A 22,373-nucleotide genomic window follows, 5' to 3' on the forward strand; every position below is an offset into this window, starting at 1 on the left:
ACCTTGGAGAGACACATGCCTGACACCGCAGATCCGGTTGCTTTGTCTGCAACGCAGGAACGTCTTTGGGTCGTGGACCAGCTGGCGCCTGAGGGCAGCTACAACGTCGCCTTGTGCTTCCGGCTCACCGGGGCTCTCGACGGCGCCGCTCTGCACAGGGCAGCACAGTCGGTGACGAGACGCCACGGCGCCCTGCGCACTCGCTTCGACGACACCATGGGCATGCCCGTGGGGAGACTGATACCGCCAGACGGCGTCTGGGTCGACGTGGAACGAGCCGAAGCAGACGGCCCTGGCCGTACCCTGGACAGGCTTCGGTACGAGGCGGCATCACGGCCGTTCGACCTAAGCACGGGGCCCCTGCTCCGCCTGCAGGTCGTGAGTCTGCCGGGGGCAGTCCATATTGTGCTGGTCATCGTCCATCACGGCGCTTTCGACGGACTGTCCGGCCCTATCCTGACCAGGGAGCTCTGGCACCTCTATGATGCCTACGCCTCCGGGAAAGACCCGGCTCTACCTGAGTTGGCGGCCGCTTACGGCGACTTCGCCCGGTTGCAACGTGACTGGCTTGATGGTGCAGACGCGGCTGCCCAGCTGGCCTACTGGACACAGCAGCTTCTCGATCCGCCCGCACCGCTGAACATCACCGCACCGGTCCCCCGTCCAACCTCCACTGACGAACCCACGCGGGGGGTGGTCGAGTTCGACTTTCCGCCCGACGCCGCGCACGCTACCGCGCAGGCCTGCGCTGACCTGGGGGCTACCCCGTTCATGGTGCTGCTGGCCTCGTTCGCCGCGTCGCTGGCACGCCACACCGGCGCTCGGGACCTGATCATTGGCACGCCGGTCACCGAACGCCCTACAGAGGAGTTCGAGGCCCTCATCGGTCCCTTCGATAACACGTTGCTGGTCCGTATCGACGCGGAACCCGCCGTTACCGCCGCGCAGTTCGTAGAGCAGGTCAGCGATGTAACGGTGCAGGCCTTGGTCCACAAGGACATCCCGTTCCAGTATGTGGTCCGCTCCGTAGCTCCGGCCCGGGGTGGGTCTGGTGCACCGGCTCTGTGCAACGTGGCGTTCTCCGTGGAGGAAAAGCCGCAGGATCCGGGTTCGGTGCACGGGGCTGTGGTGTGCGCTGACCCATGGCTCTTCGTCCCGCCGGCCCGGTTCGACCTCACGTTGATGGTCGAGTTGTCCGAAAGCTGCTTCAAGGGACGTTTCTACTTTGACCCCGAGCGGGTGAGTGAGTCTGCGCTGCGGAAACTGGCCGAGGAGCTGGCAGCGATGCCCGTCCGGTTCGCGTATCAGCCGGATTCTCTGCTGTTTCCCGCTGACAGGGAATCGCGCACCGAATCTAGCGAAGAGGAGGGATCTTCATGAGTGCGGCGAACGCCGATGCCCTTGGTCAGAACCTGAACAAGTGGTTGTGGGAGCCAAGGCCGTCCGCGGCAGCACCGCGCGCGACACTGGCCATCCTGCCGCATGCCGGCGGGATGGCTCAGGGATACGCCAAGTGGGCACAGTGGTTCCCCGACGACGTGCGGCTCATCGCCGTACAGTATCCCGGTCGCGGCGCCCGCTTCGCGGAGCGCGCCGCTCTCTCGATGGCCGATCTTGCCGACCCGGTAGCCGAAGCCCTCGCAGCGGAGGAGGAGCTCCACGTCTTCGGCCACAGTCTCGGCGCCATGCTCGGCTTCGAGGTGTGCTGGCGCCTGGCACGCATGGGACGTCCGGTCAGGGCCTTCTTTCCCTCGGCCGCCCCCGCCTCACACATCCGGCGCGACGTACTCGCACCGGATAGCGAACCAACCGACGCGGAGCTCATCGAGGCCCTGGTAGACCGCGGCGGAATGGACCCGGCAGCCCTCGAACACCCCGAACTCATGGAACTGGTCCTCGAAACGTGCCGCTCCGACCGTCAGATCACGTTGTCGTACCGTTACGGGGAACGGCACCGCACGCTGGACTCTCCGATCGTGGCCTTCGGCGGCACCTCCGATGCCGCCGCCGTCCCAGAGGATGTCGCGCGCTGGCCAGAACTGACGACGGGCCTCGGCGAGGTGCACCTTCTAGAAGGCGGCCACTTCTACGTCAACGATCACATGGCGTCGGTAACCGCCCGGGTCCGACAGCAGATCGCGCTGTGAGTAGCCGTGCCCACTCAACCCAACAGCTGATACCCGACCGGCCGAGCTGACCGCTCGGGTCGCTCCACAACAACTCCAGGAACATGACGAACCAGCCTTTCTCCCTCGTTTGCCTCCCCTTCGCCGGCAGCGGGGCATCCTTCTACCGCGCCTGGCCACCAGCTCCTTTCGACGGCCCAGGCCGCGTCTTGGCCGTTCAGTTTCCCGGGCGGGAGGAGCTGTTCGGAGAGAAGCCCTTCGACGACGTCCAGTCAGCCGGGGCAGCCCTCGTCCCTGACGTACTCGACGAAGCCGATCCCTCCACGCCCCTCGTTCTGTTCGGGCACAGCCTGGGCGCACTAGTCGCGTACGAGATGGCCCGGGCCATCGAACGATCACACCCCGGCCGCCTCAGCCACCTATACGTGAGCGGGTCTCCGGGGCCGCAGGGAGGCCGCGTCGAGCGAGCCACCGGCCTCGACGATGAGGAATTCCTCGCCCGTGTCTACGAGTTCGCCGGGTATCGTCACGAGGCGTTCGATGTGCCGGAACTACGCGAAATACTCCTGCCCGTCCTGCGCGCCGACGTCGCCATGCACGAGAACTACCAGCCGGCCGATGGCGAACCGCTGTCCACGCCGATCACCGCGCTGCGCGGCGCCGACGATCTCCTGGTGTCCGCTCGGCAGGCGCGTGAATGGGCAGACTGGACACAAGGCACCTTCTCCTACCAGGAACTCCCTGGCAGCCACATGTACCTGGCCGAAAGCCCTGACCCGCTGCTGCGAGTCTTGTCCGGCACACGGCTCTAAGGGGACGACGTCATGAGGCTCAAAGGCAAGACGGCTCTGATCACCGGCGCAGCACGCGGCCTGGGACGCGACTGCGCCCTCAGATTCGCCGCAGAGGGCGCCGATCTGGTGCTCCTCGACATCGGACGGGACATCGACGGTGTCCCGTACTCCCTCGGTTCGCAGGCTCAACTGGACTTCACGGCCCAGGAATGTGAACGGGCCGGTGCCTGCACCGTCGCCGTCACGGCCGACGTGCGCAGCCAGGACGACTGTCATGCCGGTGTCGCCGCCGCCCTGGAACGCTTCGGGCGCCTGGACGTCCTTGTCAACAACGCGGGCATCGCCGCGCCTTCGGGAAAGCTCATGGAGGACATCACCGAGCCGGAGTGGTCGCTCATGATCGACGTCGATCTCTCCGGCGCCTGGCGCATGATGAAGGCGGCACTTCCCCATATGGCCGAGCAGCGTTCGGGCAGCATCGTCAACGTCTCCTCCACCGCAGGCCTGGTCGGGTACCGGCGCTTCGCCGGATACGTCGCGGCCAAACACGGACTGATCGGTCTGACCAAGGCCACGGCACTGGACTACGCGCCCGCGCAGGTTCGCGTGAACGCCCTCTGCCCGGGATCGGTGCACGACGACCCGGCGCGAGAGGGCCGCATGCTCTCCGAGATCGCACGGTCGCTGGATGTGTCCGTGGCGGAACATGAAACGATCTTCGTTCGTGACCAGCCTATGAACGCCCTGATCGACCCCGCCGACGTCTCCTATGCCGCCCTGTGGCTCGCGAGCGACGAATCCCGCCAGGTCACCGGCACCGTCCTCACGGTCGACGGCGGCTTCACGGCTCGCTGACGATACCCACTCCCATTCACCTTTGCACCGGCGGAGGGCCGTTCATGACCATACGCACGACCACGGATACCGTGCCGCTCCAGCCGGGTGCGGCATGCCACAGCCTCGCTGTCAGGCTCGCGCACGGCTTCGAAGCCGAGCGCACACGCGAACGGCTCGCCGAAGCCGATATGCAGACTGTGTACGGTGGGGCGAAGCTCTGGATCACCCGCGTGCACGCGCGGGTGGCGGCACCCGAGGCACAGCGCAGACGAGCTGCTGAGGCGGCGCGTCCGATCCGCGCAGGAGTCGCTCCGCTGCGTGCGGTGCTGCTGCGCTACGACGACGCGCACGATCTCATCCTGGTGGCGGACCGTTCCCGCGTAGCGCTTCCGAGCCTGCGCCAGGCCGCCGCTGTGCTGACATCTCTGCTGACGTCCGAAGATTCCGCCTCTGGTGCGGTCCTGGCCTGCGACATGCTCTCGGAGCCTTCCCCGGACTCCGGCCGGGGGGACGCCCTTCGGCCCGCATGGGGACTCCCCGACCACCACGACGCATCACCGACCGGCTGGGCCTCGCTGAACCTCGCGCTGGAGAGCGCAATCGACAGGACCTCCCTCATCGGGGCCATGGCGCTGACCGTGGCTCGGTACAGCGGAGAGGAGACCGTCCGGCTCGGCACCCTGGACCCCGCCGAACATCCGGAGCCGCGCGTCATCACCCTCACGACGTATGAGGGCCGTCACGACGTGTCCGACCTGCTCTCCCGCGCCGCAGCCCGCCCCGAGGAACGACCGGATCACGAACCTCTGCCGAGTGTGGGCATCATCCACACCAGAGAGGGTCGGGAAGAATACGAGCCCACACTGGGGCCGCTGTTCCCCCTCACCCTCCGCGTTACCGAACGGGCTGACGGAACGCTGGACGCCACCTGTCGATTCGAAGAGTCAGCCGTCTCCCGCACCATCGCCGAACAGTTCTGCTCCTATCTGGCTGGGGTCGCCGCGCAGCTAGGCTCCGGGACAGGGCGGCGGCTGCTCACTGAGGTTGACCCCCTGACCGGTGACACCGCACGTGACATCCTCGCCCTGGGGGGACTGGGGACCACGGCTCCCCCGTCGGATGGGGCGATTCACCAGCGCTTCGCGGAGATCGCCCGGAGGTCGCCTCATGCCACGTGCTTGACGGCCGGCTCCACCCGGCTGACCTACCAGGAGCTCGACAGCCGTGCCGAGATCTGCGCGGCCGGACTCCGCGACCTGGGAGTCGCTCCCGGGGACCTGGTGGGTGTGTGCCTCGAACGCGACGCAGACCTCGTCGTGGTTCTGCTGGCCGTCCTCAAGGCCGGGGCCGCCTACGTCCCGATGGATACCCGACACCCGGTCGAACGACTGCGATACACGGCTGCGGACGCGGGCCTGTGCGTCGTTGTCACGACGCTGGAACCGTTTCCAGCACCGGACGGAGCGGTACTGGTGAGCCCCGCCGACGTAGCCGAACGAGGCACCGCCGCGCCGTCGACCGAGCTGGAGCCCTCGGCCGGCGGGGCGGCGGGCACGGCGTACGTGATCTACACCTCGGGTTCGACGGGACGTCCCAAGGGCGTCGTCGTGCCGCACCGCAACGTCGTTGCCCTGGTGGAGGCTACGACAGCAGATCTCCGCCTTAGCCCGGACGACACCTGGACCCTCTTCCACTCAAGCGCCTTCGACTTCTCGGTCTGGGAAATGTGGGGATGCCTGCTCACCGGTGGACGTCTGGTGGTGGTGCCGTACTGGGTGACACGGGACACCGACGAATTCTGCGAGCTTGTTCTCACCGAGCGGGTCACCGTGCTGAACCAGACGCCCTCGGCGTTCTCCCAGCTCCTCCACGCGGGCAGATTGCACGAACGCGATACGGCGCTCCGGCTGATCATTTTCGGTGGTGAACCGCTCGACACCGGGATGCTGGGAGCCTGGTACGCCCGCCGTTCGCCCGCGCACTGCCGACTCGTGAACATGTTCGGGATCACTGAGACCACTGTGCATGTCACTTCCCACACCCTGACACCGAAGGACGTCGCCTCCGGGTCCCGTTCGGTCGGCAGACCTCTGCCCGGTTGGCACGTATCCGTCCGTGACGCGCACGGCAGGCTCCTCCCCCCGGGGGCGATCGGCGAACTCTGGGTAGGGGGCGCGGGAGTGGCCGACCGCTATCTGGGCAAGCCAGACCTCACCGCAGAGCGTTTCGTGCACGACCCTGTCACGGGCGAACTCATCTACCGAAGCGGAGATCAGGGGCGGATGCGGCTCGACGGCAGCTTCGACCACCTGGGCCGCTTGGACAACCAGGTCAAGGTGCGCGGCTACCGCATTGAGCTGGACGAAATCCGGGCCGCGTTGATCGACTCCGGCGGCGTTTCCGCAGCGGCCGTGGTCGTGCGTCAGGACGACCCGGTGAACCCAGCGAGCAGGCGGCTCGACGGCTATGTGGCCGCAGCGGAGGACACATTGGACCTGGACGCGGTGCAAGCCCATCTCCGAGCCGTGCTGCCTGACTACATGGTCCCGTCCACCTTCACGAGGCTCACCGAGATCCCTCTGACCATCAACGGCAAGCTCGACACGACCAGGCTGCCTGATCCTCGCGCTGCCGCCACTCGCCTCTCGACGGTTTCCGCGGAAGTGGCACCGCAGACGGCTCGGGTCGCCCCTGCCGCCCCGGCCGCAACCGTCATTCGCGTCTGGAGCGCCCTCCTGAAGACCGAGGTCGGACTGGATGACAACTTCTTCAAGCTGGGCGGCAATTCACTCATGGTGGTCCAAGCCCTGGCCGCGCTCCGCGCCGAAGGACTGCCCAAGGTCTCACCCAGGGAGTTCTACAGGAACTCGACAGCCCGCCAGTTCATTTCACTGGTGCAGCAGCTCACGGAAACCTCCCATTGATCGCGAACACCTGAAGACCTGGGCCTGAGGTTCCCTAGGGAAGTAGCACCATGCGGGAAGCAGGAACAACCAGAAGGAGTCGCGCGCATGCCCACGTTCCCGTCTTTCGACGGCCTCGAACTCACCTACCACATATCCGGGGAGGGGCCACCGATCGTCTGTCTGGCGGGAGGTCCCGGACGAGCGTCCGCCTATCTCTCCGGAATCACCGCCGGCCTCCCCGGCAGCACCGTCATCCGCCTGGACAACCGTGGCACCGGGCAATCCGCTACCCCGGATGACCCCGCGACGTATCGTGCCGCCGCCTCGGTCCACGATGTTGAGGCGTTGATGAGGCACCTCGACTACGAGCGCCCCGTTCTGCTCGCGCATTCATCCGCCGCCAACACCGCGATGCTCTACGCTCTGCGCCATCCTCACCGGGTCTCCCATCTAATCCTTGTCGCTCCCAGCAGCCGTCTCGTGGGCATCGACGTCAAGGACTTCCACGAAGCGCTGTTGCTGCGGACACACGAAGAGTGGTACTTGCAGGCCCGCCAGGCGATCGACGGCTGGGTCGGCTCCAGCACCATGGCGGAATCCCTGCCCTACCGAGTGCCTGCGGCTCCCTTCTACTACGGCCGTTGGGACGAAGCGGCGCGGACGCATGCGGAGAGCGAACCGGAGCAGATCAGCCTCGCCGCGGCCGAGGGCTTCTACGAGGGATTCGACTTCGACGCTGCATCCCTGCGCACGGCTCTGCGGCAGCTGCCCGTTCCCGTACTGGTGATCACCGGTGAGCTGGACCCCTTCCCCACGCCGAGCACCGGCGAACGGCTCGCAGCCGTATTTCCCCACGGGAAATCGTTCGTTCAACCGTCGGGAGGTCACTTCCCCTGGCTTGACGACCCTTCCGTTCTCGCTGAGGCGATCCATGACCACCTCAAGAGCGGCGGGGCTGCTTAGCGAACGTGAGGCTGTGGGTACCTGGTCGACAACCCGGGTGACCGGCACGCCGTATGTGTCCCTACTGATGCTCCCTGTGAACAGGTTGCCGGTTGCCCCTCATCGTGCGCCTGTCCAGGTCGCCGCGTTCGGGGCGGCGCGGTCCGAGAAGTTCTCGGCGAACTGCACCACGCTGACCATCGCCAACTGCCCCGGCGAGAGCCCCGGTCGGCCGTCGACTGAGAACAGGTCCGCGAAAACCTCGTCCTCGAAAAGCGCATCCAGCCGGTCCCGGATCAGCATCGCGGGCGTGCCCCGCGGACATGTCGTCCGGGCTGTCCGCACCGTCCTCGCCGGATTCTGCTGATGACTCTCCCGCCGTGGCGGCATCCTCTCCGCCACTGCTGCTGACGCGACCCCGCTGCGGTCAGCCAACCACCACCAGCGCCAACCGTCAGCCCCCATCCAAGATCACCAACGGAGTCATGTCTTCGGAGGAAGAGTGCAGGGTGCCTGGGCGCTGTCCTGGCAGCGCGTTGTACGAAAACTGTTCCGGTAGGGATTGCTCATCAGGCATGCATGACGGTGTTGTTCAAGGGTGCGGACTGCAGCGGCACCACCCAGGTCATAGAGCTGACAGTGCTCAGTTCCACGCGGCCCCTACAGGTGAGGGAGACCCCCGCGAGGACGGGTTCGTCGCGGTCCGGGTAGCTGAAGTGCACGTCGTCGAGCCGGAGCGTGCCCAGCCGCTCGGCCAGCGGCAGCCCGCCGGACGGGATGGCGCGGCGGCCCGCCGCGGCCACGAACCGCTCCAAGTCCCGGACGTACAAGGACTCCTCGTGCAGCGTGTTGGTGGTGTTCACCAGGGCGCCGAGGCTCGCCGAGCCGGTGCGCACGGCGATCACGGCCGTCCCGGCCACGGCCAGGTCCATCCGGCCGGAGACGATCAGCACGCCCATCGCCCCGTAGGTGACGAGGGCGGCGGCGCCGGAGAGCGCGGCGGCGAGGAGCTCGGTGCCGGCCTTGTCCTTGGCGAGGCGGGTGGCCTCGCCCTCGGCGTGCTCGGCCATGTTGCGGTAGTGGCCCAGCAGGTAGCGGCCGACGCCGTGCACGCGTACCTCGGGAGCCGAGGTACGGGAGATCAGCAGCTGGCCGATCAGCCGGGCGGCCCGCGCGTGCTCCACCCAGGTGATCACGGACAGGTAGCGGCGCTGGGCCACCCGCATGGCGCCCCAGCCGCGCGGGGCGGCGATCAGCAGCAGCATGGGCAGCAGCAGCGGGTGCAGCACGGTCAGCACGCCGGCGGTGGCGAGGAGCGAGATGACCCCGCCGAGGGTGGCCACACAGGCCCCCACCGTCCGGCGGGCCGAGGGCGGCCCCCACTGGGCGCTGTCGAGCAGCCGCCGGAACTCCCCGTCCTCGATGGCTTCGAGCTCCACCTCCACGGCGGCCTTCAGGTACTGCTCGTACGCGGCCCGCTCCACCTTGGGCTCCAGCCGCCCGGCGGCCGCCGTCGACCGCGAGGCCAGTACGGCGCCCAGTACGGCGACCAGCGCGCCGGCGGCCAGGGCGGGCACGGCCGAGTGCAGCCGGTCGGCAGCGCTGCCCGCGCCGAGCAGCGTACGGAGCACCTCGCTGAGGACGAGCAGCCCGACGGCGGAGGCGACCCCCTGCCCGGCCTCGCAGGCGGCGACGGTGAGCAGGGCGCGCCGGTCGGTGTCCCAGGCGAGGCGCAGGGTCCCGCCGGCCATGCGGGGCATGGAGCGCAGGGTGGCCAGGAGCCGGCTCTCCAGCCGGGCGTAATCGTGGTTGGACCAGCCGGCGTCGTAGCGCAGGGGCCCGCCGAAGAGGCGGCGCTCGCTCTCGGAGACGGCGGGCTCGGCGGGCGCGGGCCGCTTGAGGAGCCTCATGCGCGGCCACCTCCGCCCGGTGCCGGGTCGAACACCACATGAACGTGCACGGATCGCAAGTTTCCTCCCGAGGCGCAGCGGCTGCGAACTGGACGCCGGAAGAACGGGCCTGCTCAGGGCGGCGTCACGGGCCGCCGGGAGCGACTCCTCGCACGCAGTTGCGACCCGCCCCCGGACCCCAAGCCCCGCCCGGCCAACGCCCCGTGACCCGGCGTTCGAACCACCCGGAGGTGGCGAGGCCCCCCTTCGAGGGATTGCGCGGCTTCGCTACATCCCCGAACGGGAAGGGCGGAGGCCGCCTCCCTGGGTGGGAAGGCGGCCTCCGTCTGGTGAGTGTGTGCGGCTATGGGACGGGGACGGGGAGGGGTGCCGTGCCGAGGGCAGGGACGGTCCACCGCTGGGCGGCGCTGGGGTTGCAGCCGAAGAGCCAGAGCTGGGTGCCCGGGGTGGTGTTGAAGCCGCCGAGGTCGAGGCAGCGGCCGGAGGCGGGGCTGTAGACACCGCCGTCGGCGCGGGGCAGGAACTGCTGGCTGCCGGCGCTGCTGTCACAGGTGCGCAGCTCGATGGGAGTGCGGTTGTCGACACCGGCGTTCGTGGCGTTGAGGCACATGCCCTGATTCCGGATGGTGCCGTCGTTGTGGACCTGGAACTGCTGGGCCGGGGTGCCGTTGCAGCCCGCGATCTCGATCTTGTTGCCGTCCTCGAGGAGGTTGGAGTCGTTGTCCACGCAGTTGCCGGCGGACTGGGTCAGGTGGATGGGCCCGGTGGCCTGCGGGGCGGTCATGGGCGCGGCGTAGGGTTAGGCGGCGAAATTGCTGATGCCGCCGCTGAAGCGCGAGGCGGCGTATGCCCCGGCGTCCTTGAAGCGGCCCAGGTGGAAGGGTCCGACGGGGGCCGGGCTGGTCGATGCTTTGTGGTGGCCGGTGGCGGCCAGGGCGCCGCTATTAGATACGGAGGGCGTTGGTTGAGAAATGGGGTATTCGAGCGGTGAATTTGGAAGAACTGCGAGATCTTTGGGAATCGGCAAAGGACCAGTACGTCTTGGTCAGGGTCGACGAATCAGCCGGTGACGGCGGTCTCGTGATCTATGACATCGCTGGCCGATCCGTGTTCCTGGTCGATGACGACGATCTGCATGACCAGGTGGTCCGATGCACGCGCGAAGCTGGCGTCTCCGTAATGGATGACTTTCCAAGCTAGATGAACCAGCAAATATCAGAAGCCTCCCCCCGGAACTTGCGGGGGGAGGCTTCTGAGCCGTTTGACGGCAACGCCGACGGCAACGTCAGCGGACGACTGCCGTGGTGGGTGGGTCGTCAGGGTAGTCGGCGGCCCCGCCGAGCGCGTCGTTGAGGGTGTCGATGGCTTGGCGTTGGAGCCGGAGGCGGACGTGGGCGTAGACGCCGGCCGTGACGCCGATGTGGGCGTGGCCGAGCAGCTCCTTGATCACGACGAGGTCGACGCCTTGTTCCAGAAGGAGCGTGGCGGTGGAGTGGCGGAGGTCGTGGAAGCGGATACGGCGCAGCCCTGCCTGGTTGAGGAGGCCGCGGAAGCTGCGGGTGAGGTTGGCGGGGTCGAGTGGTCCGCCCGTTGATGTGCTGAAGACAACGCCGTTGTCCTTCCAGCCCACCCCTGCCGCCTCACGTTCTCCTTCCTGATGTTCGCGGTGTTCGTTGAGCGAGCGGATGCAGTCGCGGGGGAGGGCGATGCGACGTTCGGAGGCGCGGGTCTTGGTGGGCAGGGAGGTCAGACCTTTGGTCCGAGTGCGCTGGAGCGAGCGCCGGATGCTCGCCGTACCGCCGTCGAGGTCCAAGTCTTCCCAGCGCAGGCCGAGGAGTTCGCCTTTGCGGAGTCCGGTACGCAGGGCGAGTTCGTAGAGCGCGTGCAGCCGGTCCTCCTGCACTGCCGCAAGGAACTGCCGGGCTTCGGCCGCTGTGAGGGGCTGGAAGCGGCGGGGCCGGGGCGCAGCGGTCTTCACGTTCCGGGCAACGTTGCGGGGCAGTTCATCCTCACGGACGGCGTGTTCCAGGGCTGACTTGAGGACGGAGTGGACGTAGGTCAGGGTCAGCGGTGACAGCAGCTTGCCGCAGCACTGGTCTATGGCGCAGCAGCGCCGCCGGGCCTCATCTAGCCCGTGGGTGCAGCACTGGCAGGTGGTGCGAAGGCGGTCGAGGAAGGTCCGCACATCACGTGCGGTGAGCCGGGAGAGCTTCTTCGTGCCGAGGCCGGGGATGAGGTGGAGGCGGATGCAGGTGGCGTAGCGGGTTTGGGTGTTCTCCCGCAGGTGGTGGATGGCGACGCTGTTCAGCCAGTACGTCAAGTAGTCGCCCAGGGTGCTGTCGGCGGTCGCGACGGGCAGGCCGCGGTTGCTGTCGACGATCTTCTCGGTGAGTTTGTCGACGGCGTCCTTGCGGGTGGTGCCGTAGACGCGTACGCGTTTGCGGGTGCCGTTGGCGGCGAGGACGTAGCCTGCGGCTTCCCAGCGGCCGTCCTTGCGCTGGTAGATGGTGCCTTCGCCGTTGGCGCGGGCCTTGTTGCGCTTGGGGGCGGTCATCGGGTGGCCTCTTCCAGGTGGTGCTGGATGTAGTCGTTCAGGGCGTGGGCGGGGATGCGTCGGGCGCGGCCGATGGTCAGCGAGGCTAGGCGGCGGGCGCGCAGGAGGTTGTAGAGGGCGGAGCGGCCGATCTTGAGGCGGGCCATGGCTTCGGGGACGGTGAGGAGTTCGTCGTCATGCACTGGCTGTCACCGCCTCGGAGTGGGGCTGGCCGCTGATGAGGGTGGCGAGGCGTTCGAGGTCGGGGGTGAGGCCGATGCCGTCGAAGGCCCAGTGGGCGATGACGAGCGTGCTGGCTTCGAGTGCGGGAGCGTGGCGGCGGTGCCAGGCGGCGCGGGCGTAGCGGAGCGCACCGAGGGTGGTGGAGTAGGTGCGGGTTTTGGTGGAGAAGTGTCCGCGGAAGCCCAGCATGTGTGCCCAGGCCCGCAGTCTCAGGTCTTTCAGGTCGCGTCGAGCGCCGAGGGTCCAGGCGGTGCGGATCATGCGGGCGGCGTGGTCGGGGATGTTCTCCTGGCCGAGTTCGGCGATCAGTTTCAGGCGGCGGTCGAGGGTGCTTGTTGCGCTCTCGGTGCCCTTGGTGGCGTACTTCGCGATGTACCCGGCGACCTTGCCCTCGGTGATCGTGGTGCCGTCCTGGAAGTCGGCGGACCAGATGGCCTTGACGTCGAGCTGCTCTCCGAAGGCGAAGGTGAGGGAACGGCCGTCGATCTCCGGCCCTTCAACCTGGGCACGGGTGACGGCGGTGCGGATGGCGTCCGCCAGGAGGTCGGGGGTGGCCCAGGCGGGTGGCGGGGTGTAGGCGCCTTTGGGGCCGTCGAGGCGGATTACGGCGTGGAAGTGGATGAGCCCGCGCTGCTGGTATTCGGCGACCTTGGCGTACGAGATCCGCGCGTACTTCGCCAGCAAACGCTGGGGAATCCCGGCCACGGCCGCGATCTCGCGTCGCAGGTGGAGCATGAAGCGGGCCCACAGTGCGGGCGCGTGGGCGTTCCAGAGGACCGCGCCCGTGTAGTCGTAGCGGTCCGCGTTGAGTGGGGTACCGAGAGCCGGGTCGTCCTTGGTGTGGGTGCGTCCGCAGCGGCAGCGAGCGGAGGCGCTGGAGCGCCGACCGTGGACGGGGCCGAAGCTCGGGGCGGTGAGGGTGGCGAAGACGCGCGGGTGGGCAGCGACCTGTTCCGGGATGCTCTTGCCGCCGCGGAGTCCGGCGGCGATGACCTGGTAGGTGTCCTGGCGGTAGAGCTCGGCGCAGGAGGGGCAGCGGGTGGTGCGGCGGTTGCCGCAGCGGACCAGGAGGTGCCCGGCGGGCATCTTCGTGGACTTGAGTTCCCGCAGGATCTCGCCGGTGGTGGTGCTGATCTCGGTTCGGTGGCCTTCGAGGCGGATGGGCTGGGCGCAGCCGCCGAGGGAGGTGAGTTGCTGGACGAGGCCTGGCAGGTCCCGGTAGGTGGTGAACGTCGGGAGGCCGGGGGTGCTCGGCTGGGGCCGGGGGATTGTTGTGGTGTGGTCGGGCGATGGCATGCTGGCAGGACCTCTCTGCGTTCCGGCACACGCATGTGCCGTGGGTGAAGGGGATGAAGGCCCCGGCAGGGGCGAGGGTTTGGCGACTACACGCCTCTGCCGGGGATCACTGCGATGCGAGACAGGGACAGCCGGGGTCTTCGCCGTCCGGGCGGACGGCCGGCGGGGTTCACGCGGACTTGTCCAGGTTGATGTGGTCGGGGAGTTCGCGGATCTGTAGCCCCTCTGTGCACATCAGGTCGTTGATCTGCCAGCAAGCTTCGGTGGGCAGGTAGACGGAGCGGAGCCGGACGGGAGTGCGCATGTCGCCAACTGAGGCGATCGACACTCCGGGCGGCATCTCGCGGTCGGCGGCGGTGATGTCGAGTTCCCGGCCGTCGGGGAACAGATGCAGGAAGTCCTCGGTGGTGTCGACGCGGTGGCAGATCCGGGCGGACAGGTTGGTGCGTACGGCGGTGGTGAGCACGTCGGAGGAGGGTTTCTGAGTGAGCAGCCACAGCCGGATCCCGAACTTGGCGCCCTGACTGGCGATGGCCAGCAGCTCGGCCTCAAAACGCTCGCGGGCCTTGCGGTCCGGGTGCCGGGTGTAGTTCGCCACCTCGTCGATCACCAAGACGATCAGCGGCAGTTCGGGGCTGAACGCGGTGATGCGGTCGGTCCGCCCCGACCAGAACAGCCGCTCCCGCCGTTGCATCTCCTCCCGCACCCAGCGCAGGATCTCCGTCGGCTCGTCCGGGTGGATTGAGTCGGAGACCTTGTACGCGGTACGCCACCAGGGGGCGACCGCTCCGAGGTTGGGGTCGATGACGATCAGGCGCACGTCCCGCATCAGAGATGCGTAGGTGAGCAGGGTGTTCACGGTGATCGACTTGCCGGCCCGGGTGACGCCGGCGATCAAGGCGTGTGCGGAGTAGGCGAGGTTGAGCACCACAGGGGTGCCGTCCTCGCCCCACCCGAGCAGCGCGTCATCGGTGGAGACGAACTGGCCCGGACGGCAGGCCGGAGACCCGTCGGCGTGGAGCAGCGGTGAGCGGATCACGGCCTCCAGAGGCTCGCGCCGGAATCCGCGTGCCGTGATCACCCCGGGCTTGGGCTGGGAGATCCGGATGCGCCGCATTCCCCACGCGTCACGCAAACCTTCGGCTGCGTCCTGCCAGGCGCTCAAGCCCACTTGCGGGAGGGCATCTGCGGTGACGGTGACGCCGAACGGGTCGGCGCTGGTGTGCAGGCGCGGTGCCAGCACCCTCGGCTTCGACGGCTGCTCCTGGGGGCCGTACTGCTGGAGCACGGTGGGTGTGGCGTCTTTGACGGCCAGGCCCAGCATCGGGGCGAGCCGCTTCCAGCCCCACCGGATCCGCCGCGCCTGCCGCAGGCTGATACGGGTCTCTCCGTCGGCCCGGTACCAGCGGACGAAGCAGAAGCCTCCCCACCCGAGCAGCCCCGCCACGCCGAGGCAGACGACAACGAACAGCACGAGACCGAGTGCACTCGTCGGCATCAGGAGGCCGTCCTGACGGTGATGGCGTCCGCACGAACCGAGATGCCGTGGCGGTCCTTGCCGTTGATCGCGTTCTCCCAGAACGAGGCGACCAGACCGGTGAAGACGACGGGCAGGCCGATCTTGAGACCCTTGCCGAGGCCGGGCTCGGGCACGTTCACGGTGATCACTTCGGCGCGGCCGTTGAACGCGAACATCACGTCCACCTGGTGCAGCTGGGAACCGGTGGCCCGGTCGATCGCGGCCTCCCGTCCGTCACGGTCCTTGAACCGCGGCCTGGGCTCGGATGCCAGGATCTCCAGCGCCTGGGACTGGTCGATAGGCATGGTCTTCACGGCAAACCTCCAGGTGAGAGGGGTGCGCACCACCCGTGTGGGTGATCAGGTGCCGCAACCATGCATTCATTCCATCCGAAGTCCATCCCTATCGCACTCCATCCGTTCTTGGGGTGGTCCATCCATGGGGCCGCTACCCTGGCATCGCGGGCGGCTGAGCTGGTCAAACATGGGAGCGGCGGCCGGCCTGCAACCTGTGAAACTCGGACCCGGACCAGGGATGGACATGCCTCCTGCTGACGACGCGCGCCTGACGTTCGAACGCATCGCGGACGACCTGCGGCAGCAGATCCGGGAGGAGAAGCTGCGGCCGGGCCAGCTGCTGCCGACGCAGAGCCAGCTCATGCAGGAGTACAAGGCGTCGAGCCTGACCGTGCAGAAGGCCATCCGTCTCCTGCGCAACGAAGGCTGGGTCATCGCCCGCCAGGGGCGCGGCACGTTCGTCACACGCTCGGCCGGCTTCGAGGAAGCCTTCGAGAACGTCGCCAGTGATCTCCAGCAGCAGATCTACTCCGGCACATTGGCACCGGGAGACAGACTTCCAACCCGCGAGGTTCTGGCTGATCACTACTCGGTGCCGCTGAACGTGGTCACCAACGCCATGGCCCTACTGGCCGGCAACTTCCTCCTGCGCTACCCCGGCGAGCTGCCCGGCGACGAGGTCTACGTAGGGGACTGGGACGACCACGGCTTCGCCACGCAGCTCATCCACGGCCGGCTGGTCAGGAAGATCAGGGACGGATCACTGCCCAGAGGCACCACCCTGACCGTGAACGAAGTGGCCGACACGATCGGCGGCAACGCCGAAGCCGCGGACCAGGCCCTGACCTTCCTCGCCCTGGAAGGCCGGGTCAAAAAGGTCCACCGGCCGGATGGGGTGCCGGCCTATGCCGTTGTGGGCGGAGAGTTCGGCACCGAGGTGCCGGTCGCGGTGCAGCCGATCAACGAGCAGGATGAAGCACTGGCTGCTCCGGCCGCCCGGGAGTTCCCGGCGTCCGCTGGGCTTGCGGACCTGACCTACAAACTGGAACGCGCCCTGGAACGGATCGAAGAACTGGAAGAACGCGTCGAGCGACTCGAAGGCCGCGACGCCGACTGAGACGGTCGCCCAAACACGAAGCGTCCCCGGAGGCCACGGACAGGCTTCCGGGGACACTTCGCGTTGATCGGTCAGGGCTGGTACTCGTAGCCGATGGTGAAGCGGGGCGGCAGGCACCATTCCCCGTACTCGATGATCCCCTCCGCGTCCGACCAGCGGTGGGCACCGGCCAGGATCGGGGAACCCACGGGCAGCCCCAGGGCGCTGGCCTCGCGGGCGTCGGCGGGGCGGGCGTGCATGTCGTCGCGGGCATGGGTGATCGTGCGCCCAGTGGCTTCCAGTACCCGGGCGGACAGCCCGTGATTGCGCCCCGGGGCGGTGTTCAGCAGGTCGGGGACCAAGGCGGCGAACGGCGCCGGGTACCAAGTGACCGCGAACACGGTCCTCGTCATGCCCCGGCCGGCCAGCCACTCGCGCCGCACCACCTGGTCTCCGGCCTCCAGGTCGAAGATCTCGGCCACATACAGCGGCGGGGCGATCAGCTCGGCGGCCGTCACCCGGCTCGTCTCGCCCTCCGCGAGGAACGACTTCACCCGCTGAACCCTGGCCAGCCGATCACGCGCCGACAGGGTCCACCTCGGGTCATCAGCGACGAACGTCCCCCTGGGAGTGGTGCGAATGAAGTTCTCCACCTGGAGAGCTTGCAGAGCCCTCGACACCGTGGCGGCGGCTGCCTGCCACTGCCCGGCGATCTCGCGATTCGTCGGCAGCTTGGCACCTGGCTCAAGCTCCCCGGCCAGGATCCGCTCCCGGAAGTGATCCGCGATCTTCGTGAACGTCTTGGTACTGGGCATGAGGTGTGCCCCTCCAGTCAGTTGACGCACTGTCAGTGAGAGCACACTAGTGCACTACGAACCGTAGTGGGAGTGCTTCGGCCACTCGAATACTGAACTAGAGCACCGACCTGTCAACAGGTCAGCCATGTGACGTTCGAAGGGTGGCAACACACCATGAGTGAACCGACCAGGTACTCCACCGCACCTGTTGAACTACCGCTACGCCTCGAACACTGGAACCGACACCCGTCGAGGGCTGCGCAGGCTGCACCGAACTGGCCAACGTCCGCGACCGCGCACGCGTAGTCGGCGACATGACGACGGTGACCGACTGCAACGTCTACATGCGACGCCACCCCGAAGGCCACCAGTGAGCACCCGCGCCGTATACCGGCACGTGCCCCACACGATCCGACACGTCCCCGAAGGCGGCGTCACCTACGAAGCATTCTGCGTGACCGCGGGCTGCAACGCGGAATCCGGCCGCACGACGAGCAGGAAGCAGCGCGGGACTGGGCACTTCGGCACACCGGAAGAACCGGCCACGACCTCTTCCGACGCATCGTCACCGACCACGCGAAGGTCACACGCACCTGAACCCACTCCTGCGAGCCGACGCACCAGGCCCCAGCCCCACAGCTTCGCCAGCAGCCACGGCGTACCGCCGAAGAGGGATGCGTCCAAACTTTCTATACGTCTTCAAGGCGACCCGCTGACGCGGGTCGCGCGCGGCACGGCCGCCCACCCGGCCCGCTCTCGGCTCCGCCACCGCGGGCCGGCCAGCGACCAGGCCGCGCAAGACAGCACAGCGGACGGCAGGAAGCGCAAGGGAGTAGGACGCACCCGCACGAGGAGCGCCAAGCCGACGGCGGAGCGGCGGGGAGTCGGCCGGGGCGCAGCTTGCGGGTGGGGTCGGTCGGCTCCGTGGGCTTTACCCACCTCCCCGGGTCGGGGCCCGCGTCGGGCAAGGCCAGGGGGCCACTCGTTCAAATTCCGGGCAGGATCAAAGCCTGCCCGAGTTGCCGGCCAGCGTACGGCCCCCTGACCATGCCCGACCCCAACCCGGGCAGGACACCGGCCAAAGCCCACTCCACCGCCCTCACGCGCATAGCCGTCTGACGGCAACGCCGACGGCAACAGGGAGGCACAAGAGGGCACTTCCACGCACATCCACGGACTGGCCGAATTGCGTTGACCTGCAAAAACGCAGATGACGACACCTCAGCCCGCACACGTACTATGTGCTGGCAGGAGCCACGCCCGTACTCGTTCACAATTGCGGCGACGGGGATGGTTATCTTTACCGCGGAGTCCCGAACGAGCATTACAAGTATGACGATGCTCTGGAAGGGCGAGCCGTCCCGCTTGGTGGGCATTCCGATCCGGGTCGGCATGCGGGTGGCAACACCAACAGCGAATTCACCTCGTGGACTCACGACTACGAGGACGTTGCTCTCGACGCGGCCGAGGAGCTCGGTCCGGGAGGCATCGTAATGCGGATTCCTCACGCCAGCGTCCCGGCCGGGAGAGACGTTCGTATTCGTGGAACTGAGCATGAAGTTTATGAAGAGTCGGAGCATGCGCTGCGTGGAGTGATTGAAGGCGCAGAGATCAGTATCAATAGAGGGCCGTGGTTCAGGCCGGGCGGTGGCGGATAGCCCGCTACAGGGTTCCCATCTGAGATCAGGCAGTTCGCAGATTCATTGGAGAGGTTCGTGGAAAGAAGTCGCCTTGCACAACTCCTCGCCGGGGCTGATGAAGTGCGGCTTCTTTCGCGAGCTGCCCTCGGTACAGGCGTCGATTACAAGGTCTGGCCTGAAGCGGTCGAAACCCGGCGTCTCGTTTCTATCTACGAGAGGCGAGAGCGTGGAACCCGGCGCTCTGGACAACCTTCACTTGGCTTCGCTGAAGCGCTCGATGCACTTCGCGCCTATGGTGGTGCCGAGCTTGCAATAGGGTTCATCGATGATCGGCGCCGAGGTGGATATTACTTCCAGCTCTTCCTGGATCCAGAATTTGGTTCGGTCGTTGCTTGTTTCGGGGTGAAATCAACTGGGTCAACTGGGGATCTTCCGGATTCTTAGGTGAACGCCTTGAAACAAGTCCCCAGGTGGGATTCCCAGAGGGCATGAGTCTGTGCGGTCGACCCAGAGAGGCCGGTAGCCCGGTTTCTGCGGGGTCGGGCAGTGTCAGGCTGTATCTATATGAGCTGAAAAGGTTCGCCGGGACGGCCCTTCGACGTTCGGACCCGATCGGACCGGACCGGCGGTGCGATGGCCATTGCGGACCGGACCGATCCTCGACCGACTGTGACCGGTTGATCTTCACGATCGGGTGACCTGCGAAGTACGGGACTAGAAGGTCGAGCTGTTCCGATCGGCGGTCCGTCCACTCCGGCGAGTCACGTAGGTGGCAACAATACTGACAGTCCATACACTTCCTGGAGCCATGCCGAGGGGAGAGCCCAGGAGGAGGTTGACGATTGGGGACCGGGCTCAGTGGTGATGCGAATCCGACGCTCCGATGTGGATCCGAGTAGGGATATTCGGGTTCATGACAAGGACATCGACTCCGGGTTCTTCGAGGAGGAGCATCTACTCGAAGGGATCATTGAAGCGGCGGAGATCAGGATAGGAAATGGCCCATGGTTCAATCCGCGATCACAATAGGGGTGCACGTGGAGCGAGATGAGCTGATGCAAGCGTTCGCTGTCGAATCCGCTGTCAACTCGCAGGCTAAGAGTGCTCTTGCCGCTGGGGCGCCGTTCGAAATCTGGCCAGCAAGAATGCCTGCGGCGAGACTACATCACACCTACGCCCGGCGGTTGCGGAGACTGCAGAAACTCGAGCGCCCATCATTGGGTTTCGAGGAGGCGGTGGCCAGCCTCGCGGAAATCGGTAATCAGGAACTTCTGGTCGGGTTTATCGATGACCGAAAGAGGGGAGGGTATCGCTTTATGGTGTTCCTCAGTGCTGATCTTACGCGGGTGATCGCATGCATCGGCCTGATAGTTCCCTCGCAAGATGTGTTTGATGCTGATGTAACGAAGGAGTAGAGACTCACATCAGTGTGTCCGGCATAGCCGAGGAGGTGGGTAAGTGAAGTTGAGTATGCGCCCTGGATTTCCGTTCCACGCGAAATAAGGCGCTGTCGACCGTTACAGCGTCCAGCGGCCCCACCGGATGTGTTTCCGGTGGGGCCGCTGGGGTGTCTGACGGCAGTAGTTGACGGCAACATCAGCAGACGGCCGTTGCGCAAGGCGGTGGGCCAGCGCTGGCATCTGAACCGGTGGTGGCCTCGGTGGGGTTGTGGAGCGTGTGGCCGAGGAGGTCGACGGCGTCGCGCTGGAGGCGGAGCCGGACGTGGGCGTAGACGGTGGCGGTGGCGCCGATGTGAGCGTGACCGAGGAGCTCTTTGATCAAGACGAGTTCGACGCCTTGCTCCAGGAGCAGGGTGGCGGTGGAGTGCCGTAGGTCGTGGAAGCGGATGCGGCGGAGCCCGGCCCGATCGAGGAGTGCACGGAAGCTGCGATTGAGGTTCGCGGGGTCGATCGGCCCTCCCGCCGGCGTGGTGAAGACGAGTCCGCTGTCCTTCCAGCCTTCCGCTGCTGCCTGACGTTCTGCTTCCTGCGCTTCACGGTGTTCTTTCAACGAGTGGATGCCCTCGCTGGGGAGGGCGATGCGCCGTTCGGATGCGCGGGTTTTGGTGGGCAGGGTGGTCAGTCCGCCGGTCTGGGTGCGCTGGAGGGTGCGGCGGATGTTGGCAGTGCCGGCACTGAGGTCGACGTCGTCCCACTGAAGGCCGAGAAGTTCGCCCTTGCGGAGGCCAGTGCGGAGGGCGAGTTCGTACAGCGCGCGCAGGCGGTTGCTGCGGGCGGCGGTGAGGAACTGGCGGGCTTCGTCGGCCGTGAGTGGTTCGAAGCGGCGCGGGCGTGGTGTGCCAGTGCGGACGTTGCGGGCCACGTTTCGCATGATCTCCTCCTCGCGAACGGCGTGCTCCAGGGCCGACTTGAGTACGGAGTGGATGTACGCCAGCGTCAGTGGGGAGAGCGGCTTGGAGCAGCACGTTCCGGCGTCGCAGCAACGGGGCTGATCGCGGCGGGCGTCGATGCTTCGGGCGCAGCACTGGCAGGCGGTGCGGAGCTGGTTGAGCCAGGTGCGGACGTCCTTGGCGGTGAGCTTGGCGAGCTTCTTCTTGCCCAGGCCGGGGATGAGGTGCTGGTGCACGCAGGCGGTGTAGCGGGTGTGGGTGTTCTCGCGGAGGTGGTGGACGGCGACGTTCTCCAGCCAGTACGTGAGGTACGCGCTGACACTGCCCTGTGCGGACGGCACGGGGACGCCGCGGTTGCTGGTGGCGATCTTCTCGGTGAGCTTGGCCAGGGCTTCCTTGCGGCTGGTGCCGTAGACGCGGACGCGCTTGCGTGTACCGAGTCTCGGATTCCGTCATCGCCTGTTCGCGTAACACCTGTGGACCAAGGACACCGCGCTCCTGGCAGCCCTCACCACCGCATGCCCCGAGATAGCCGAACTCTCCGCACTCGTCGGCAGGGCGGACAAGATTAGTTCGACATCTTGCAGTGCGGGCCGCCGCCCGGCCGCATAACTCTTTGACCACCTTCGACACCTGGCCTGTCAGACGCGCGGTGGGACGTTGATGGCGCTCCAGCAGCCCTGGAACCTGTTCGCGGAAGGTCTGCCGCCGACAGCCCAGGACGGGGCAGACCAGGCGCCGGACCCGGACGCGGACCACGACGCGGCGGCCATCCACCGGCACGTCCGCCACCGTCCGGTGGTGGTACCCGTGCACCTTCCCCGTCGGCACCCGGCACATCGGGCAGGGCACCGGAACATCCTGGGTCCGGGCCGTGACCCGGATTGCCTCACCACCATCCGCCACATCTTCGATGACCAGCGCGGATAACCCGGAAAACACCACAGCGACAAGGGAGTTGACGCTATCCATGCCTCATGATGCCAGGCAGAGACGCACCGTCACCACCGACTACGGAACAGAGCCGAACGTTTTACAGTCCCCGTCACAACGGAGCGGCAGAGAAGTCGGAACGGTTCAGATCGAGG

At 67.1% G+C, this 22,373-nt stretch carries 17 protein-coding genes and 4 pseudogenes; 10 read left to right on the forward strand and 11 right to left on the reverse strand.

What is annotated here, in order from left to right:
- Positions 1 to 15 precede the first annotated feature (15 nt).
- The 6 genes from J7E94_RS26340 (at position 16) to J7E94_RS26365 (ending at position 7,626) form a co-directional block, all read left to right on the forward strand.
- Positions 16 to 1,380, forward strand: coding sequence for a condensation domain-containing protein (locus J7E94_RS26340; RefSeq protein WP_215019294.1), 1,365 nt, complete (start codon positions 16 to 18; stop codon positions 1,378 to 1,380).
- On the forward strand, positions 1,377 to 2,147 hold the full coding sequence (locus J7E94_RS26345; RefSeq protein WP_215019295.1) for a thioesterase II family protein: 771 nt from the start codon (positions 1,377 to 1,379) through the stop codon (positions 2,145 to 2,147). The genes J7E94_RS26340 and J7E94_RS26345 overlap by 4 nt, the downstream gene beginning before the upstream one ends.
- A gap of 83 nt (positions 2,148 to 2,230) precedes the next feature.
- A complete protein-coding gene (locus J7E94_RS26350) occupies positions 2,231 to 2,938 on the forward strand; it encodes a thioesterase II family protein (protein WP_215019296.1) in 708 nt (235 codons plus the stop codon).
- 12 nt (positions 2,939 to 2,950) lie between these two features.
- Positions 2,951 to 3,775 (forward strand): SDR family oxidoreductase, encoded by an 825-nt coding sequence (locus tag J7E94_RS26355; RefSeq protein ID WP_215019297.1) that lies wholly within the window; start codon positions 2,951 to 2,953, stop codon positions 3,773 to 3,775.
- A gap of 44 nt (positions 3,776 to 3,819) precedes the next feature.
- Complete coding sequence (locus tag J7E94_RS26360) at positions 3,820 to 6,681, forward strand: non-ribosomal peptide synthetase (RefSeq protein ID WP_215019298.1); 2,862 nt, start codon at positions 3,820 to 3,822, stop codon at positions 6,679 to 6,681.
- A gap of 87 nt (positions 6,682 to 6,768) precedes the next feature.
- Positions 6,769 to 7,626 (forward strand): alpha/beta fold hydrolase, encoded by an 858-nt coding sequence (locus J7E94_RS26365; protein ID WP_215019299.1) that lies wholly within the window; start codon positions 6,769 to 6,771, stop codon positions 7,624 to 7,626.
- 99 nt (positions 7,627 to 7,725) lie between these two features.
- Here J7E94_RS26365 and J7E94_RS26370 read toward each other — a convergent pair whose 3' ends face one another.
- The 8 genes and pseudogenes from J7E94_RS26370 to J7E94_RS26405 form a co-directional block, all read right to left on the reverse strand.
- The gene (locus J7E94_RS26370; RefSeq protein WP_215019300.1) at positions 7,726 to 7,908 is read right to left on the reverse strand and encodes a hypothetical protein; all 183 of its coding nucleotides are present in this window, start codon (positions 7,906 to 7,908) and stop codon (positions 7,726 to 7,728) included.
- A 362-nt stretch (positions 7,909 to 8,270) separates the two neighbouring features.
- Positions 8,271 to 9,515 (reverse strand): annotated as a pseudogene (locus J7E94_RS26375) (ABC transporter ATP-binding protein); the annotation flags it as partial.
- A gap of 343 nt (positions 9,516 to 9,858) precedes the next feature.
- Complete coding sequence (locus J7E94_RS26380) at positions 9,859 to 10,299, reverse strand: RICIN domain-containing protein (RefSeq protein ID WP_215019302.1); 441 nt, start codon at positions 10,297 to 10,299, stop codon at positions 9,859 to 9,861.
- Positions 10,300 to 10,800: 501 nt separating this feature from the next.
- On the reverse strand, positions 10,801 to 12,069 hold the full coding sequence (locus J7E94_RS26385; protein ID WP_215019303.1) for a site-specific integrase: 1,269 nt from the start codon (positions 12,067 to 12,069) through the stop codon (positions 10,801 to 10,803).
- Positions 12,066 to 12,215, reverse strand: a complete 150-nt coding sequence (locus tag J7E94_RS26390) for a helix-turn-helix domain-containing protein (RefSeq protein ID WP_251057252.1) — start codon at positions 12,213 to 12,215, stop codon at positions 12,066 to 12,068. Before J7E94_RS26390 ends, J7E94_RS26385 begins: the two co-directional genes overlap by 4 nt.
- A gap of 28 nt (positions 12,216 to 12,243) precedes the next feature.
- Positions 12,244 to 13,587, reverse strand: coding sequence for a replication initiator (locus J7E94_RS26395; RefSeq protein WP_215019305.1), 1,344 nt, complete (start codon positions 13,585 to 13,587; stop codon positions 12,244 to 12,246).
- Between the two features lie 169 nt (positions 13,588 to 13,756).
- On the reverse strand, positions 13,757 to 15,085 hold the full coding sequence (locus J7E94_RS26400; RefSeq protein WP_215019306.1) for an FtsK/SpoIIIE domain-containing protein: 1,329 nt from the start codon (positions 15,083 to 15,085) through the stop codon (positions 13,757 to 13,759).
- Positions 15,085 to 15,411, reverse strand: a complete 327-nt coding sequence (locus J7E94_RS26405; protein WP_251057253.1) for a hypothetical protein — start codon at positions 15,409 to 15,411, stop codon at positions 15,085 to 15,087. Before J7E94_RS26405 ends, J7E94_RS26400 begins: the two co-directional genes overlap by 1 nt.
- Before the next feature lie 229 nt (positions 15,412 to 15,640).
- On the opposite strand from J7E94_RS26405, the gene J7E94_RS26410 reads away from it, so the two are divergent.
- Positions 15,641 to 16,519, forward strand: coding sequence for a GntR family transcriptional regulator (locus J7E94_RS26410; protein WP_251057250.1), 879 nt, complete (start codon positions 15,641 to 15,643; stop codon positions 16,517 to 16,519).
- 71 nt (positions 16,520 to 16,590) lie between these two features.
- Here J7E94_RS26410 and J7E94_RS26415 read toward each other — a convergent pair whose 3' ends face one another.
- On the reverse strand, positions 16,591 to 17,313 hold the full coding sequence (locus J7E94_RS26415) for a GntR family transcriptional regulator (protein WP_215019309.1): 723 nt from the start codon (positions 17,311 to 17,313) through the stop codon (positions 16,591 to 16,593).
- Positions 17,314 to 17,469: 156 nt separating this feature from the next.
- On the opposite strand from J7E94_RS26415, the pseudogene J7E94_RS34930 reads away from it, so the two are divergent.
- The 3 genes and pseudogenes from J7E94_RS34930 (at position 17,470) to J7E94_RS26425 (ending at position 20,350) form a co-directional block, all read left to right on the forward strand.
- Positions 17,470 to 17,669, forward strand: a pseudogene (locus J7E94_RS34930) (hypothetical protein).
- Positions 17,670 to 19,010: 1,341 nt separating this feature from the next.
- Positions 19,011 to 19,379, forward strand: a complete 369-nt coding sequence (locus J7E94_RS26420) for a hypothetical protein (protein ID WP_215019310.1) — start codon at positions 19,011 to 19,013, stop codon at positions 19,377 to 19,379.
- Positions 19,380 to 19,972: 593 nt separating this feature from the next.
- Complete coding sequence (locus J7E94_RS26425) at positions 19,973 to 20,350, forward strand: PD-(D/E)XK nuclease family protein (protein WP_215019311.1); 378 nt, start codon at positions 19,973 to 19,975, stop codon at positions 20,348 to 20,350.
- Positions 20,351 to 20,531: 181 nt separating this feature from the next.
- Here J7E94_RS26425 and J7E94_RS26430 read toward each other — a convergent pair.
- Both J7E94_RS26430 and J7E94_RS26435 read right to left on the reverse strand, forming a co-directional pair.
- Positions 20,532 to 21,719, reverse strand: a pseudogene (locus tag J7E94_RS26430) (tyrosine-type recombinase/integrase); the annotation flags it as partial.
- Positions 21,720 to 21,864: 145 nt separating this feature from the next.
- Positions 21,865 to 22,227: pseudogene (locus tag J7E94_RS26435) on the reverse strand (transposase family protein); the annotation flags it as partial.
- Positions 22,228 to 22,373 lie beyond the last annotated feature (146 nt).

This window comes from Streptomyces sp. ISL-94 (genome assembly GCF_018614075.1).
In the GTDB taxonomy this organism is placed as follows: Bacteria; Actinomycetota; Actinomycetes; order Streptomycetales; family Streptomycetaceae; genus Streptomyces.